Annotated in this window: 13 protein-coding genes; 6 read left to right on the forward strand and 7 right to left on the reverse strand. The window is 71.8% G+C overall.

Going from position 1 to position 14413, the window contains the following annotated elements; genetic code table 11:
• Window positions 1–35 precede the first annotated feature (35 nt).
• The gene (locus JJJ14_RS09215) at window positions 36–629 is read left to right on the forward strand and encodes a GDSL-type esterase/lipase family protein (protein WP_003785741.1); all 594 of its coding nucleotides are present in this window, start codon (window positions 36–38) and stop codon (window positions 627–629) included.
• An 18-nt stretch (window positions 630–647) separates the two neighbouring features.
• Here the strand turns inward: JJJ14_RS09215 and JJJ14_RS09220 are convergent, their stop codons facing one another.
• The 4 genes from JJJ14_RS09220 to JJJ14_RS09230 all read right to left on the reverse strand — a co-directional run bounded on the left by JJJ14_RS09220 (window position 648) and on the right by JJJ14_RS09230 (window position 3011).
• The gene (locus tag JJJ14_RS09220) at window positions 648–1382 is read right to left on the reverse strand and encodes a YczE/YyaS/YitT family protein (protein WP_201443951.1); all 735 of its coding nucleotides are present in this window, start codon (window positions 1380–1382) and stop codon (window positions 648–650) included.
• A 293-nt stretch (window positions 1383–1675) separates the two neighbouring features.
• On the reverse strand, window positions 1676–1750 hold the full coding sequence (locus tag JJJ14_RS12805; protein ID WP_370538935.1) for a 50S ribosomal protein bL37: 75 nt from the start codon (window positions 1748–1750) through the stop codon (window positions 1676–1678).
• Between the two features lie 158 nt (window positions 1751–1908).
• Window positions 1909–2346, reverse strand: a complete 438-nt coding sequence (gene rsrA / locus JJJ14_RS09225) for a mycothiol system anti-sigma-R factor (RefSeq protein WP_201443952.1) — start codon at window positions 2344–2346, stop codon at window positions 1909–1911.
• Window positions 2343–3011, reverse strand: a complete 669-nt coding sequence (locus tag JJJ14_RS09230) for a sigma-70 family RNA polymerase sigma factor (RefSeq protein ID WP_236592946.1) — start codon at window positions 3009–3011, stop codon at window positions 2343–2345. Before JJJ14_RS09230 ends, rsrA begins: the two co-directional genes overlap by 4 nt.
• A gap of 356 nt (window positions 3012–3367) precedes the next feature.
• Between JJJ14_RS09230 and JJJ14_RS09235 the strand changes: the two genes are divergently transcribed.
• From JJJ14_RS09235 to JJJ14_RS09255, 5 genes are all read left to right on the forward strand, one after another.
• The gene (locus tag JJJ14_RS09235; RefSeq protein WP_009407349.1) at window positions 3368–3868 is read left to right on the forward strand and encodes a DoxX family protein; all 501 of its coding nucleotides are present in this window, start codon (window positions 3368–3370) and stop codon (window positions 3866–3868) included.
• A 223-nt stretch (window positions 3869–4091) separates the two neighbouring features.
• Window positions 4092–6368 (forward strand): NADP-dependent isocitrate dehydrogenase, encoded by a 2277-nt coding sequence (locus tag JJJ14_RS09240; protein WP_201443953.1) that lies wholly within the window; start codon window positions 4092–4094, stop codon window positions 6366–6368.
• A complete protein-coding gene (aroA, locus tag JJJ14_RS09245; RefSeq protein WP_201443954.1) occupies window positions 6365–7828 on the forward strand; it encodes a 3-phosphoshikimate 1-carboxyvinyltransferase in 1464 nt (487 codons plus the stop codon). The genes JJJ14_RS09240 and aroA overlap by 4 nt, the downstream gene beginning before the upstream one ends.
• Window positions 7828–8946 carry a ribosome small subunit-dependent GTPase A gene (rsgA, locus tag JJJ14_RS09250; protein WP_201443955.1) on the forward strand — a complete coding sequence of 373 codons (1119 nt, stop codon included), beginning with the start codon at window positions 7828–7830 and terminating at the stop codon, window positions 8944–8946. The genes aroA and rsgA overlap by 1 nt, the downstream gene beginning before the upstream one ends.
• A gap of 259 nt (window positions 8947–9205) precedes the next feature.
• Window positions 9206–9937, forward strand: a complete 732-nt coding sequence (locus tag JJJ14_RS09255; protein ID WP_009406985.1) for a helix-turn-helix transcriptional regulator — start codon at window positions 9206–9208, stop codon at window positions 9935–9937.
• 128 nt (window positions 9938–10065) lie between these two features.
• Here JJJ14_RS09255 and JJJ14_RS09260 read toward each other — a convergent pair whose 3' ends face one another.
• From JJJ14_RS09260 to JJJ14_RS09270, 3 genes are read right to left on the reverse strand one after another with little or no spacing between them, the layout of a single operon-like run.
• Window positions 10066–11763 carry a multicopper oxidase domain-containing protein gene (locus JJJ14_RS09260; protein WP_201443956.1) on the reverse strand — a complete coding sequence of 566 codons (1698 nt, stop codon included), beginning with the start codon at window positions 11761–11763 and terminating at the stop codon, window positions 10066–10068.
• Window positions 11760–13163 (reverse strand): hypothetical protein, encoded by a 1404-nt coding sequence (locus JJJ14_RS09265; protein WP_201443957.1) that lies wholly within the window; start codon window positions 13161–13163, stop codon window positions 11760–11762. The genes JJJ14_RS09260 and JJJ14_RS09265 overlap by 4 nt, the downstream gene beginning before the upstream one ends.
• The gene (locus tag JJJ14_RS09270) at window positions 13160–14341 is read right to left on the reverse strand and encodes a hypothetical protein (protein WP_201443958.1); all 1182 of its coding nucleotides are present in this window, start codon (window positions 14339–14341) and stop codon (window positions 13160–13162) included. Before JJJ14_RS09270 ends, JJJ14_RS09265 begins: the two co-directional genes overlap by 4 nt.
• Window positions 14342–14413 lie beyond the last annotated feature (72 nt).

The following is a 14413-nucleotide window of genomic DNA, read 5'->3' on the forward strand; positions in this document are numbered from 1 at the left end:
GCATGAGGGATCGTGAGGCATGAGGAGGCGCTGTCATGCGTGAGACGAGGCTGAGCTTCATCGGTGACGAGCTGGTGGCCGGTCATGGTGACGGGCGCGCCCTGGGCTGGACGGGCCGGGTCATGGCCCGCACGCCCCGGGACGCGGACATCCTGTGGACCTCCCTGGCTGTTCCCGGTGAGACGACGGCGCAGATGTCGGACCGCTGGGGGCCCGAGGTGGCCCGCCGCTCCACGCACACCGGCATCAACCGGCTCGTGGTGGGGCTGGGTGTGGCCGACGTGCTCGCCGGCATCTCCTACGCCCGCTCACGCCTGGCCCTGGCCAACATCCTCGACACTGCCGCCTCCGACCACCGCGAGTGCTTCGTCGTCGGTCCTCCTCCCCTGCCGGAGGCCGACCCCGACGCCACCGCCCAGCTGTCTCAGGCCGCCGAGGAGGTGTGCCTGCGGCGCAACGTGCCCTACGTGGACGCCTTCGAGCCGCTGCGCAACCACGAGCAGTGGACGGCCGACGTCGCCGCCGCCGGCGGCACGCACCCGGGCCAGGCCGGATACGGCCTGCTGGCCTGGCTGGTGCTGCACCGCGGCTGGTACGAGTGGCTCGGCGTCGAGCGCCCCGAGTCCTGAGGCCTCGATACCCGCCGGTCAGGCAGGCGCCGGGGAGCCTTCGTCAGACGACGACTCGGAGACGGCGAAGATGTCGCCGCTGATCCCCACCAGGCGGTTGGAGACGTGGTTGTTGAAGAAACCGACGATGGGGCCGATGAAGAAGCCCATGATGACCGTACCCAGGGCGACGATGCCCAGCGAGAGGTCGAACCTGATCAAGAGCAGGGCCAGGAAGATTGTGACGATGTCCTGAACCAGCCGGTAGACGCGGTAGCTGTAGCGCGGGAAGTGCCGCCTGAGCGAGGGCGCGATCCCGTCATAAGGGCACTGGCCCAGGTCGCAGGTGATGTACATGGAGACTCCCAGGCAGAACAGCGGCAGCCCGATCGCCAGGTGGAGCAGCATGCTGCCGACGGAGTACTCGACATGGAAGAAGCTGCGGTAGATCGGGCGGAAGTAGTCCACGAGGACACCCACGACGGTGAAGTTGATGACCGTCCCCAGGCCGAAGATGGACCGGTCGAAGGGGAAGACGAGGATCAGCATAATGATGTTGACGATCGGGACGATCGCCGCGAAGGAGATCCCAGAGACGTGGGAGATGCCCTGCAGGAAGGCGGTGAACGGGTCGACGCCGCTCTTGCCCTCCAGGCAGATCGCGATCCCGACTGCCGTGATCACCTCCCCCAGGAAGCACACGAGGATGCGCCGCAGGAGCGAGTTGTCAGAGAGTGTCCACTGGTCTGGTGCTGTCAGGTTCCTCAGGTTCATGTCACACCGCCGTCGTTGAGGAGGAGCCGGCAAGGCCATACCTACGAGACACCACCGGGTTCCTTGGTGAGAGGCTGGACAGTGCCCCTCACCACGAATCAGGCCGTGTTCCGCGGCTCACACCTCAGCGTCTCATCACCGTCAAGGCCGAAGGACCCAGGCTGCGAGCGCGAACCGGCGCCTGACCAGGACAGTTCCGGGACGGCTTAAGAACGACGTCGGCCGGTCACCACTGGGGTGACCGGCCGACGTCTGTTATGTCTCAGGGCGTTGCGCTCAGTGCGCTACCCGGCTCAGGCGTTGGGACGCTTGCCGTGGTTGGCGCTGGACTTGGCGCGTGCACGACGCTTACGACCGCGCTTGCTCATCACTGCCTCCTCGTGTCTTGACTCGCCCCACGAGGGGGCACGGAACGCCGCTGATTCTCGCACACGGCGGCGCGCCTGGGCCAGTCTGGCGCCGCTGACCAGCCGGTGAAGGCGACCACACGTCGGCGCACGTCGCAGCCGGGGCCCGGCCGCCTTCCTCAGTCGTGCTCGAAGCGGACGGTCCGGGAGGACTCGACCCGGGACTCCACGACGCGCACGACCCGCCCGGAGGCGGAGGCCTGGGTCCGAGTCGTGGTCGACGTCGTCGTCACGCTCACCGCGGTGGCGCGCAGGGCCGACAGGCGCCCCAGAACCCGGGCGCGCAGCTCGGGAGGGGCCTGCTCGGCGCACCGCGAGCGCAGGATCTCCCGCAAGTGGGTCTCGGCGTCAGCGAGGCGGGAGCAGTGCGAGCAGGTGGCCACGTGCTGGGCGAGGCGCTCGGCCAGGTCGGCGGTGCACTCGCGGTCGAGGAAGGCCTCCAGGTGGGCGCGGGCCTCGGCGCAGGAGCAGTCCTGGGAGCCGTCCGCGCTCTTGGGGCCCTTGGTGGGATCGGCGCTGTTGTCGCCGGGGGTTCCCGGTTCCATGCGGTCTGTCATTTCTCCTCCTCCCCGTATCCGTACTCTCGGGCGTAGTCGGCCAGCAGCTCGCGCAGCTGGCGGCGACCTCGGTGCAGCCGGGACATGACGGTCCCGATGGGCGTGTCCATGATCTCGGCGATCTCCTTGTAGGAGAAGCCCTCCACGTCAGCCAGGTAGACGGCCAGGCGCCGGTCCTCGGTGAGCTGGCCCAGGGCGTCCTTGATGTCGGAGTCCGGCAGGGCGTCCAGGGCGAGGTTCTCCGCGCTGGGCAGCCCCACCGAGTCGTGGGAGGCGGCCCGGTGCAGCTGCCAGTCCTCGACCGTCTCCGCGTCGGACTGGAGCGGCTCGCGCTGCTTCTTGCGGTAGGAGTTGATGAAGGTGTTGGTCAGGATCCGGTAGAGCCAGGCCTTGAGGTTGGTACCGGGCCGGTACTGGTGGAAGGAGCCGAAGGCCTTGGCATAGGCGTCCTGCACAAGGTCCTCGGCATCGGCCCGGTTGCGGGTCATGCGCAGGGCGGCGCCATAGAGCTGGTCCAGGTAGGGCAGGGCCTCGGCCTCGAAGCGGGCGGCCCGAGCGGCCTCGTCCTCACCGGCCGGCGCCCGGTCCAGATCGCGTGCGCCATCGTCAGGATCGATCACCTCATCCAGGGTGATCTCATCAGTGTGGTCGTCGATGTCCGTCATCAGCCACGAGCCTAACGTGCCCGGGGAGTCTTCGGCCTCACCGACGCCACGAGCCTTGGTCATCGTCTCGGTCATCGCCTCCGTGATCGTGGCGGGCCGTCCCGGCAGATCCCGGTGCCGACGGCGCCGGTCCTGTCGGCCGGGCCGCTCTCGGCGACCGCGCGGCCCGTTCGGCGGTGCGCCCCGCCGGCGGGCGGTCCGGCTCGTCGGCGACGCGATCGACTGCTGGATGCTCATGTCCCGGCCAACACGATGGCGCCCCGATTTCATTCCCCGTCCGCCCTGAGCGAGGCACATACCACCTTCGAGCAGCGATATCGCTGGCCCGAGCCGCCCGCGTAGGTCAGGATGGGGGCATGAACATTCTGCGCTCCTTCGCCCGCCCCATGCTCGCCGCGCCCTTCATCGTCGATGGACTCGACGCCCTGGTGCGCCCCTCGCGCCACGTGGAGAAGTTCGAGAAGGTCGCCCCGACGCTGGAGCGGGTCGGTCTGCCGCCCGTTCTGGCCTCCGACGCCCGGCTGCTCACCCGCGCCTCGGGTGCCGTGAGCCTCGTGGCCGGGCTGGGGCTGGCCGCCGGGCGGGCACCCCGTACGAACGCCACCATCCTGGCGGCCCTCAATGTGCCCCTGACCGTGGTCAACAACCCCGTCTGGGCTGTCAAGGGGACGCAGGCCCGCAAGGAGGCCCTCTCCGGGCTGCTGCGCGGGGCCGCCCTGGGGGCCGGGCTCGCGCTGGCCGCCGTCGACCGTCAGGGCAGGCCGTCCCTGGCCTGGCAGGTGCGCAACGCCCGCCAGCAGCGTGAGGCGATGCAGGCCGCTAACGAAGCCGTTCAGCAGCGCTACGTGACCGCCTGAGTCGCCTTTGTTCGGGCCTGCGTCGGATCCCGTTGGCTCCGGGCCAGGGGCCGACGTCGGCCCATCGCCACCTCCGCCCGCAGCGCCCCGGCACCTGTCACCTGGGCGTCACAGGCGGCGGCTACTCTCGCCCCGGTCCACTTCCGACCGGTCGCGGCGCCCTGACACGCCGCACCACTGACCACCACGCGCAGACACGTCATCGACACGCTAGGGAGCACTCATGACCGTCCAGTCCGCCCAGTCGGCTCAGGCAAGCCAGTCACCCCAGTCGGAGCAGGCCGCCCAGCCCGACATCATCTACACCTGGACCGATGAGGCCCCGATGCTGGCGACCCATTCCTTCCTGCCGATCGTGCGCGGCTTCGCCCAGCGGGCGGGCGTGAGCGTGGGCACCGCGGACATCTCGCTGGCGGGACGCATCCTGGCGGCATTCTCCCTGGCCGACGACGACCTGACCCGCCTGGGTGAGCTCACCCAGTCCCCGGCGGCCACGATCATCAAGCTGCCCAACATCTCGGCCTCCCTGCCCCAGCTCAAGGCCGCCATCGCCGAGCTCCAGGCCCTGGGCCACGAGATCCCCGACTACCCCGACTCCCCGGCCACGCCCGCCGAGCACGAGGCGCGCACCGCCTACGACGCCGTCAAGGGCAGCGCTGTCAACCCCGTCCTGCGTGAGGGCAACTCGGACCGGCGCGCCCCGGCGGCCGTCAAGGCCTACGCCCGCTCCCACCCGCACTCGATGGGGGCCTGGTCGCCCCAGTCGCGCACCCGCGTGGCCACGATGGGGGCCGGGGACTTCCGGCGCAATGAGCGCAGCGTCGTCGTGCCCGAGGCCGGCACCCTGCAGATCCGGTTGCGCCCGGCCGACGGCGGCGAGCCGATCGTCCTGCGGGAGTCGCTGCCGGTGACCGCTGGGGAGGTCGTGGACGCCACCTTCATGAGCGCCGCCGCCCTGGATGAGTTCCTCGCCGGGCAGGTGGCGGCCGCCAAGGACGAGGACCTGCTGCTGTCGGTGCACCTCAAGGCCACGATGATGAAGGTCTCCGACCCGATCATCTTCGGTCACGCGGTGCGCGCCGCCCTGCCGGGGGTCTTCTCCACCTACGGGCGAGTCCTGGCCGAGGCGGGTCTGCGGGCCGAGGACGGGCTGGCCTCGATCCTGGCAGGACTGGACTCGCTGCCCCAGGGCGAGCAGATCCGCGCCGCCATCGAGGCCGAGCTGGCCGCCGGACCGCGCCTGTCCATGGTGGACTCCGACCGCGGCATCACGAACCTGCACGTGCCCAGTGACGTCATCATCGACGCCTCCATGCCCGCCATGATCCGGGCCGGCGGCCACCTGTGGGGGCCGGACGGCCAGACCGCGGACACGCTCGCCGTCATCCCGGACTCCTCCTACGCCGGGGTCTACCAGGCCGTCATCGAAGACTGCCGCGCCCACGGGGCCCTGGACCCGGCCACCATGGGCTCGGTACCCAATGTGGGTCTCATGGCCCGCAAGGCCGAGGAGTACGGCAGCCACGACAAGACCTTCCTCATCCCGGCTGACGGCACCGTGGAGGTCGTCGCGGTCGAGGGCGCGGGCGCCGAGCCCGGCGCGGTACTGCTGTCCCACGAGGTGGCCACCGGCGACATCTGGCGGGCCTGCACCACCCAGGACGCCCCCATCCGCGACTGGGTGCACCTGGCGGTCACGCGGGCCCGGGCCACCGGCGCCCCGGCCGTCTTCTGGCTGGATCCCGAGCGCGGGCACGACGCCGTCCTCATCGACCTGGTGAACCGCTACCTGGCCGATGAGGACACCGAGGGCCTGGACATCCGCGTCCTGGACCCGGTGGCGGCCACGCGCCTGTCCCTGGAGCGCGCCCGCCGCGGCGAGGACACGATCTCGGTGACCGGCAACGTGCTGCGCGACTACAACACGGACCTCTTCCCCATCCTCGAGCTGGGCACGAGCGCCAAGATGCTCTCGGTGGTGCCGCTGATGAATGGCGGCGGCCTCTATGAGACCGGCGCCGGGGGCTCGGCCCCCAAGCACGTGCGCCAGCTGCTTGAGGAGGACTACCTGCGCTGGGACTCCCTGGGCGAGTTCCTGGCCCTGGCCGAGGCCTTCCACCACGTCGCCCAGGTCAGCGGCAACGAGCGCGCCGAGGTCCTGGCCGACGCCCTGGAGGCCGCCACGGCCCGGCTGCTGGAGGAGAACCGCTCCCCGGCGCGCCGCCTGGGGCAGATCGACAACCGCGGCTCGCACGCCTGGCTGGCCCTGTACTGGGCCCGCGAGCTGGCCGCTCAGGAGACCAGCCCTGAGCTCGCCGCCGTCTTCTCACCGATCGCCCAGCAGCTCGAGGCCTTCAATGACACGATCCAGGCCGAGCTCCTGGCCGTCCAGGGCTCCCCGGTGGACATCGGCGGCTACTACCGTCCCGATACGGCCCTGACCGACGCCGCCATGCGCCCCTCGAGCACCCTCAACGCGGTCATCGAGGCCCTGGCATGACCAACGCCCCCGGCGCCGCCGGCCCTGCGGCCCTTTCGGCCGGCTCGGCAGGATCGGCCGAGCCGTGGCGGGCGCCGGTGGCGGCGGGGGCGCTCGAGGCCGTCGTGGAGCTGCCGGGGTCGAAGTCGCTGAGCGCGCGGGCCCTACTGCTGGCCGCCATCGCCGATGCGCCGACGACGCTCACCGGGCTCCTGCGCTCGCGCGACACCGAGCTCATGCTCGCTGCCCTGAGCGTGCTCGGTGCCCGCTTCGAGGACCTCGACGAGACCGGCACGCGCCTGCGCGTCACGCCGGCTCCCCTGCCGCTGCACGTACAGACCGGGCCCGACGGCGTCGGACGCATCGACGTCGGCCTGGCCGGGACCGTCATGCGCTTCGTGCCCGCTCTGGCCGCGCTGGCCGATGCCCCGGTCGTCTTCGACGGGGACGAGGCCGCCCGGCGCCGCCCCATGGCGCCTCTGCTCGACGCGCTGGCCACCCTGGGCGCGGACGTCACCCACCTCGGTGAGCCCGGCTTCCTGCCCTTCCGAGTCGGCCCCGGCGACGGCGCCCTCCTGCGAACCGAGGGCGCCCGCGTGGCGGTCGATGGCTCGGCCTCCTCCCAGTTCGTCTCCGCCCTCCTGCTCCTGGGAGCACTCCTCCCCGGCGGCCTGAAGCTCACCCCCACCGGGCCGGTGCCCTCACTGACGCACGTGGGCATGACAGTGGCGACACTACGCGAGCGGGGCATTGCCGTCGACGAGCCCGCCCCGGGGGCCGGCGACGGCGAGCGCACCTGGCGGGTCCACCCCGGTCGTCCGCACGGCGGGGAGGTCGTGATCGAGCCGGACCTGTCCAACGCCGGCCCCTTCCTGGCAGCCGCCCTCGTGGCCGGAGGCCGGGTCAGCGTCCCCCACTGGCCGGCGGCCACGACCCAGGCCGGTAATGCCTGGCGCGAGCTCCTCCCCCGCCTGGGCGGAGAGGTGACACTCACCGACGGACTGCTCACGGCCCACGGCACCGGGCGGCTGACCGGGATCCACGCGGACCTGTCCGACGTCGGCGAGCTGGCCCCCACGGTAGCGGCCCTGGCAGCGCTTGCCGGGGCGCAGGGCCACACCAGCACCCTCACCGGCATCGCGCACCTGCGCGGGCACGAGACCGACCGTCTGGCGGCCCTGGCCACCCAGATCCGCCTCCTGGGCGGGGACGCCGAGGAGAGCGACGACGGGCTCATCATTCGCCCCGCCCCGCTGCACGGTGCCGCGCTGCGCTCCTACGCAGACCACCGGATGGCGACCTTCGCCGCCATCATCGGCTTGAGTGTGGACGGGGTGAGCCTGGACGACGTCGAGTGCACCTCCAAGACGCTGCCCGGCTTCACGGACCTGTGGGCCGCCATGCTCGCCACCTCCGGTGAGGGCGGTGCCGGACCCACCGCATCGCGCCGTGAACCGGAGACCCCCGGAGATGGTGCCTGATGGCCCGCCGCGACATCGGCACCGACGACCCGCGCGTGAGAGTCCGCCCCGGCCGGGGCTCGCGCCCGCGCACCAAGCAGCGCCCCAGCCACGCCGACGCGGCCCTGGGCATGGTCACCCGCATCGACCGCGGCCACTACCGCATCCGCCTGGACGACCCAGGCCTCACTGAGGACTCCAGCGGCAACATCACCGCCATGAAGGCCCGCGAGCTGGGGCGGGGCAAGGTCGTCGTCGGCGACCGGGTCGCCGTCGTCGGGGACACCAGCGGCCGCAAGGGCACCCTGGCGCGCATGGTCCGCATCGAGGAGCGCACCACCCTGCTGCGCCGCAGCGCCGAGGACGGGGACGGAGCCGGCACCGAGAGGGCGATCGTCGCCAACGCCGGCAAGCTCGTCATCGTCACCGCCGTGGCCGACCCCGAGCCGCGCCCACGCATGATCGACCGATACCTCGTGGCCGCCTACGACGCCGGCATGGAGCCGCTCATCGTGCTCACCAAGACCGACTTGGCCGACGCCGCTCCGCTGACGGACCTTTACAGTCCCCTGGGCGTGCGCTGCCTGGCTACGCAGCTGCACCCCCAAGCCCCCGAGACCGGCCCCTCCCAGGCCTGCGGCGAGCGGCCCGACGACGGCGTCGAGGAGGTCCGCCAAGCGCTCGACGACGCCGTCTCAGTGCTCGTGGGCCATTCCGGGGTCGGCAAGTCCACGCTCATCAACGCACTCGTGCCCGGGGCCGACCGCGCCACCGGACACGTCAACGAGGTCACCGGCCGGGGCCGCCACACCTCCACCAGCCTTCAGGCCCTCGAGCTGCCCGGGGGCGGCTGGGTCATCGACACCCCCGGCGTGCGTTCTTTCGGGGTTTCCCACGTCGGCAGCGCCGACGTCCTGCGGGGCTTCCCGGACCTGGCCGACGTGGCCGAGGACTGTCCGCGCGGATGCACCCACGAGGACGGCGTCGTCGACTGCGCCCTGGATGCGTGGGCGAGCGCGACGGACGGGCCCGACGCCTCGAGCGCCTCGGCAGCCCGCAAGGAGCGGCGCGCGAGGGTGGAGTCCTTCCGCCGGCTGCTGGCCCCCTCACTGGAGGCCGAGGACCCCACCCGCCCCTGAAGCACTCCCGACGGCGCGCAGAGCCCTTCCGGGCACGTCACAGTTTCGTCGACAGCAGGCCCTATAACCCTGAGAGCCGTTTTCCCTGGTACAGGGCGATGACCCGGCAGAAACGGCGTCAATACTGACTTTTTTCACGTTCTGCCGGAGCCACTATTGGACGTCGTGTGCTAAAAGTCACATCACGTAGCCGTTGCAGGATTCAACTACACACCGATTTTGACGGTTCCCACAAGCGAAAGCGCGTTAGTCTCAGGACATGCACAACCGTCCGACTCCTTCGCTCCCACGTCCCGCCCTGGGCGACCTGTCCGCACGCGCCAACCTCTCTGCGGCGCGCCGGCGCGTCCTGGAGGTCGTGGAGGCTTCTAACGACGCGATGACGGCCGTCCAGGTCGCCAGCGCACTCAACCTGCACCACAACACCGTCCGCGAGCACCTCGACGCCCTGGTTGACGCCGGGTTCGTCACGGTGTCCACCAAGCCGACGGGCAAGCGGGGCCGCCCGGCCCTGCGCTACGCCTCAACGGCACCCGACCCCCAGCAGATGGTCGACGCCTACCTGCTGCTGCTCGACGCGATCGCCGACACCCTGGGCGAGGGCGAGGACGCCCGCGCCACCGCCCTGGAGATCGGTCGCCGCTGGGCCGAGCTGACCCCGGGCACCATCGCTGAGCCCACGGTCGACGGCGAGCAGGTGGACCGGGTCACCGCCCTCATCCCCTACCTCGCGGTCATGGGCTTCGCCCCGGAGGTCTCCGGAGACAGCGTCGTCCTGCGCTCCTGCCCGCTCATCACCCGCAACCACCAGCCGCGCGACCTGGTGTGCACCATGCACGAGGGTTTCCTCCGGGCCGTCGTCGGCCCCGACCCGGCCGCCTACGAGCGTCTCAAGTTCCTGCCCAACGGTCCTGACGGCTGCCAGATCAGCTCGGCTCAGCCCGTCGACACGGAGCCGGATCTCAAGATCGTCCACGCCGACGTCGCCTGAGCACGCGGCTCCAACAGCATCACCCGTCCACCACTTCTAGATCGCAAGGCTTCGGCCCCGGGCACAGTCGCCCGGGGCCGAAGCGGCATTCGGTGGTGCTACGAGCCCTGGTCTGAGGCGCCCGCGGTTCAGGCCGTGACCTCCAGGACGCCGTGAGCGCCCTTCTCCATGTCGGCGAAGGAGTGCGTCACGAACACGTAGTGTCCCGGCTCGGAGGCGACGCACTCGACAAATCCGCCCTGGGCCGGCTGCAGGCCGAGGGCCTGGGAGCCGCCGGACCAGGCGGCCCCGATCCGGTTCGGGCCGCCCAGGGTCCAGGCCCCCTCGAAGAAGACCTGATCGAACTGCAGGCCGACGGCGTGGAACGACGTCGGAAGAGAGGGGCCGGCGGCCATGACCCAGAAGCGCACGCGCTCCCCGACTTTGGCCTTGAGCGGCTGCTGGTGGTACTGGAAGGCCACCCCGTTGAAGGTCATGAGGTCGGGGGTCTTGGCGGCGATCTTCTCCGTGTTGGGCTCGCCGCCCTCGGGGCCGAGGTAGACCTCGGAGGCGACGATGACGTACTCGCGGTCCACGGCCGTCAGCCCCGGTGGGTCGATGATGACGGCCCCGTGCATGCCGGCGGCCAGGTGCAGGCTCATCGGCGAGGTGGAGCAGTGGTAGAGCCAGATCCCCGAGTGCTGGGCCTTGAAGGTGTAGACGAGGGACTCCCCGGGGTTGATCGAGCGCATCGCCTGATCGGGCGGGGTGATCCCCGCGTGGAAGTCCAAGGAGTGGCTCATCGTGCCGTCGTTGACCAGGGTGATCTCGAAGGTGTCCCCCACCTTGCCGCGTAGGACGGGGCCGGGGACCTGCCCGTTGAAGGTCAGGCGCCGCTGGGTGACGCCGGCGCCGACCGGCATGACCTGCTCCTTGACGGTGAAGGTGTGCCGGTGGGTCATGGGGCCGCCGTCGGGACTGGTAGGGGCCGGCGGCAGGGCGGCGTCGAAGGCCTTGAAGCCTGCGGGCAGCTGGGCCGCATAGTCGGGAACCGCGTCCTTGCCGGAGCCGGCCGGCTTGCTCTGGCCACCGCCGTGCTGGTGATCGCCGTGCTGGTGGCCGGCGGCGGCCGCCCCGCCCGCGGTGACGTGGAAGACCATGCCCTGGGCGCGGTGGCCGGCGATGGAGCACCAGCCCTCGATCGGACCCGCGACGATGCCGGCGTCGAGGGTGCCCTTGGCTCTGGCGGCGATGCGCCCGGTGGTCTGGCCGGTGGCCAGGACGAGGTCGTGGACCTGGTCGGCGGTGTTGTCCAGGGTGATGACGAGCCGGTCGCCGGGGGTGACATCGACCGTGTCCGGTACGAACCGCAGGCCCTCCACCGTGATGGTGGCGTTGACGGTGTTGCCGGTGGGCGTGACGTCCTGGGTGGTTCCGCCCTGACCCCGGTTGCCGATGACGCTGCCGACGACGACCGCCGCTCCGGCGGTGAGCAGCCCCATGAGAACGCCGCGGCGGTCGGCGGACTGGAGCAGGCCGCCCGAGGACGGTGCGGCAGTCCCGTCTCCCGCCGCCCGGCCGGCCCCGCCGGTCAGGGGCCGGCGGTTGCGGTCGATGGCGGGGGCGGTACCGGCCGTCACCGCTCGGCGGTGGGCGCCCTCGGGCTTACCGGCGCCCGTCGCCGCGCGCCCAGCAGTGTCGCCGGGGGCCTGAGCCGCACTGTCGGCGCCGCTGCGCTCGGTCTCCTGGGAGGCAGCGTCCTGAGAAGGGGCGTTCTCGGAGCCAGCAGTCTCAGGAGCGGCGGCCTCATCAGGGGATGGTGCCTGTGCGTCGGGCGTCTTCGTCATCGGGTTCCCCTTCGGGGCTGGGCGGACCGTTGGCCCGCGGGGTCGGAGGTGGGGTCGGCGTCGGCCGGGGTGCGTGGGGTACGCGGCGGGCGCTTGCGCTGGGAGACCTCGCGCAGGCTGAGCATCATGCCCGCCAGCAGGTAGGAGGTCACCAGCGCGGCCAGGGCGCCGGCGACGACGCGCACCTGCCAGGGCGCCCCCGGGTAGAGCGCCAGCAGGAGGCAGGCGTTGGCTGCGGTGACCCGGTAGGCGGCGAAGCGGTCCATGATCGCGTTGGTGGCCCGGGTGGCCGCGGGGCCGCCGCCGAGCATCACCGGGGTGAGGTAGCTCAGGGCCGCCACGAGGATCTGCAAGGCGAAGCCTGCCGCCAGGGGCAGGCGCAGGGAGTGGATGACCTGGCGGGAGGCAGCGGCGTCATCGGCCAGTGCCATGCGGGCCCCCAGGATGGCGACGCAGCCGACGAACCAGGCCACCGAGGCCGTGGCGGAGGCCGTGGCGAAGGAGGTCGGCGGGACCCGGCGGGCGGTGCGGTAGGCGGGCACGAGGACTGCGCAGGCGCCGCCGAGGTAGACCAGGGTGCCCAGACCCGCCAGGGGCGGCCACAGCCCGCAGGCGGCCACCAGCGCGGTGCCGCCCACGAGATAGGGCAGGCCGCGAGTGGTCCAGCGCGGCGCGACCGGCTCCATGGGAGTGCGCAGCATCGTGGGCCACAGGACCGTGAGCGTGCCCAGGACCGTGGTGCCCACGAAGCCCAGCAGCATGGTGGTCGTGTGGGCCAGGTAGAAGCCGTCGGCCAGGGCGGAGCGCCCGTGGGCGTTGGACCAGGAGATGAGGAAGCCCAGGAGCGCACCGGTGGCCAGCAGGACCAGGGCGACGGCGTAATGGAGGGCCAGGGACGCCAGGCGCGGGGCGATGGCCCTGCGGTACTGCACGGTGATGGCCACGACACCCGCAATGGCCTGGGCCATGACGATACCCGCCCCGATGAGCGCCACCGCCTGCTGGCCCATGGTGATGCCGGTGAGCACGACGGCGGTGCCGAGGCTGTGGGCGTAGAGGCGCGCGTCCAGGAGGGCCGCACCACCCAGAGCCGGGCGGTGCAGGAGGGTGTCGGCGAAGTGGGCGGACCAGATGGTGATGGCGCTGCCGATCCCGCCCAGGAGCAGGGCATGCAGGGGCAGCCAGGTTCCCCAGGAGACCAGCGGGCCCACGATGGTCAGGGCCGCCAGGACCGCGGCAATGAGCAGCCAGGCCATGACCAGGGCGTTGCGACGCACCTGGGTGGTGCGCCGGGAGGGCTTCTTGGCGGGGCGGCCCGGGCCGCTTGCTCGTCCGGGGCCGGGAAGCGAGCCGGGCCGGGGGGCGGACCCGGTACCGGGAGAACCGATGGACAGGCTCATGCGCGGCCCCCTGTCGCCTGGGACGTCGTCGATCCGGATGCCGCGGCCGCATCCGGCGTTCCGACCCGGACCGGCTTGCGGATGCTGCCGGAGGTCAGGACGCGCCCCAGGGTGAGGACCATGAAGACGAGGATCGCCGCCACTCCCACGGCACCGCCGACCTTCCAGACCGCGGAGGCCTCCGCCAGCAGGCCGACGACGCGCACCACCAGGCCGGCGTGCAGCCCAACGTAGGGCAGCCACATGAGTCGGTGGTAGGGCAGGGCCCGGTGGACGATCGCGGGGATGATGACCGGGGCGTGGGCCAGGATCATGGAGAAGGCGAAGCCCACCGTGATGCAGTGGATGACGATCTCGTAGGCGGCCCCGTTCAGGCCCTGCAGGCCCCACAGCGACCAGACCGCCCCGGCGAGGGCGAGCCACACGTAGCCGGCGAGCATGGAGGCCGCCATGAAGCGCACCCCGCCGCGCAGGCGGACCGTGCGTCGGGCGACGTCGTAGTAGGCCATGACGACGGCCAGTCCCAGCAGGGCCGGGCCAACCACGAGGTGGGAGCCCGGTGCGATGAGCAACAGGCAGGCACCCAGGACCGCCGCGCCGGAGAGCGCCTCGACGACGGTCTCCACCATCTCGTCGAGGAAGGCGATGCGGGCCAGCTCCAGGCGCTCGCCGATGATGGTGAGCGTGGGGAAGAGCAGCCACAGCGGGACGACGTCCTCCATGCCGCGCCCACCCAGCCACAGGACGTCCCCCAGCAGGAGGGCGGCCCCGCCCATGGCCTCGACGTCGACGGCGGCGCTGGGGGCTCGCCGGTGAACCCGCAGGTAGATGGCGCACAGGACGCCGGCGGCGCCGGTCATGAGTCCCCGGCCGACGGCGTCGGGGGCACCGGCCAGGAGGGCCAGGCAGCCCGCGGCACTTCCCAGGGGGGCGAGGAAGGCCCAGGGGGTGCGGGCGGCGACCGCCCGTTCCAGGGCGATGACGGTCCCCAGGAAGCCGACGAGCATGAGGGGGCCGTGGAGCGCCGCCAGCTCGGCCCCATTGACAGGGGCCGGCAGGTTGAGGCGCAGGAGGGCGGCGTTGAGTCCCATGAGGATGCAGGCGGCGCCCAGAGCCAGGGCCACCAGGCGCGGCGCCACGCGGCTGGTCAGCGCCCGGCTGAGTCGGTCCGTCTCCACGGTCCAACCGTATCCAACGGCGCCGCAAACCCACGCACCACGCACTCACATCGACAGAAACTTCATAGACGA

The sequence above is a fragment of the Actinomyces sp. HMT 175 genome (assembly GCF_016694895.1).
Lineage (GTDB): Bacteria > Actinomycetota > Actinomycetes > Actinomycetales > Actinomycetaceae > Actinomyces > Actinomyces oris.

Bases quoted from the DNA above. Each gene is read 5' to 3' on its own strand.
- JJJ14_RS09260 (WP_201443956.1), bottom strand. From the start codon at position 11,763: ATGACGAAGACGCCCGACGCACAGGCACCATCCCCTGATGAGGCCGCC.
- JJJ14_RS09235 (WP_009407349.1), top strand. From the start codon at position 3,368: ATGAACATTCTGCGCTCCTTCGCCCGCCCCATGCTCGCCGCGCCCTTC.
- rsrA (WP_201443952.1), bottom strand. From the start codon at position 2,346: ATGACAGACCGCATGGAACCGGGAACCCCCGGCGACAACAGCGCCGAT.
- rsgA (WP_201443955.1), top strand. From the start codon at position 7,828: ATGGCCCGCCGCGACATCGGCACCGACGACCCGCGCGTGAGAGTCCGC.
- JJJ14_RS09255 (WP_009406985.1), top strand. From the start codon at position 9,206: ATGCACAACCGTCCGACTCCTTCGCTCCCACGTCCCGCCCTGGGCGAC.
- JJJ14_RS09265 (WP_201443957.1), bottom strand. From the start codon at position 13,163: ATGAGCCTGTCCATCGGTTCTCCCGGTACCGGGTCCGCCCCCCGGCCC.
- JJJ14_RS09220 (WP_201443951.1), bottom strand. From the start codon at position 1,382: ATGAACCTGAGGAACCTGACAGCACCAGACCAGTGGACACTCTCTGAC.
- JJJ14_RS09230 (WP_236592946.1), bottom strand. From the start codon at position 3,011: ATGACGGACATCGACGACCACACTGATGAGATCACCCTGGATGAGGTG.
- aroA (WP_201443954.1), top strand. From the start codon at position 6,365: ATGACCAACGCCCCCGGCGCCGCCGGCCCTGCGGCCCTTTCGGCCGGC.
- JJJ14_RS09215 (WP_003785741.1), top strand. From the start codon at position 36: ATGCGTGAGACGAGGCTGAGCTTCATCGGTGACGAGCTGGTGGCCGGT.
- JJJ14_RS09240 (WP_201443953.1), top strand. From the start codon at position 4,092: ATGACCGTCCAGTCCGCCCAGTCGGCTCAGGCAAGCCAGTCACCCCAG.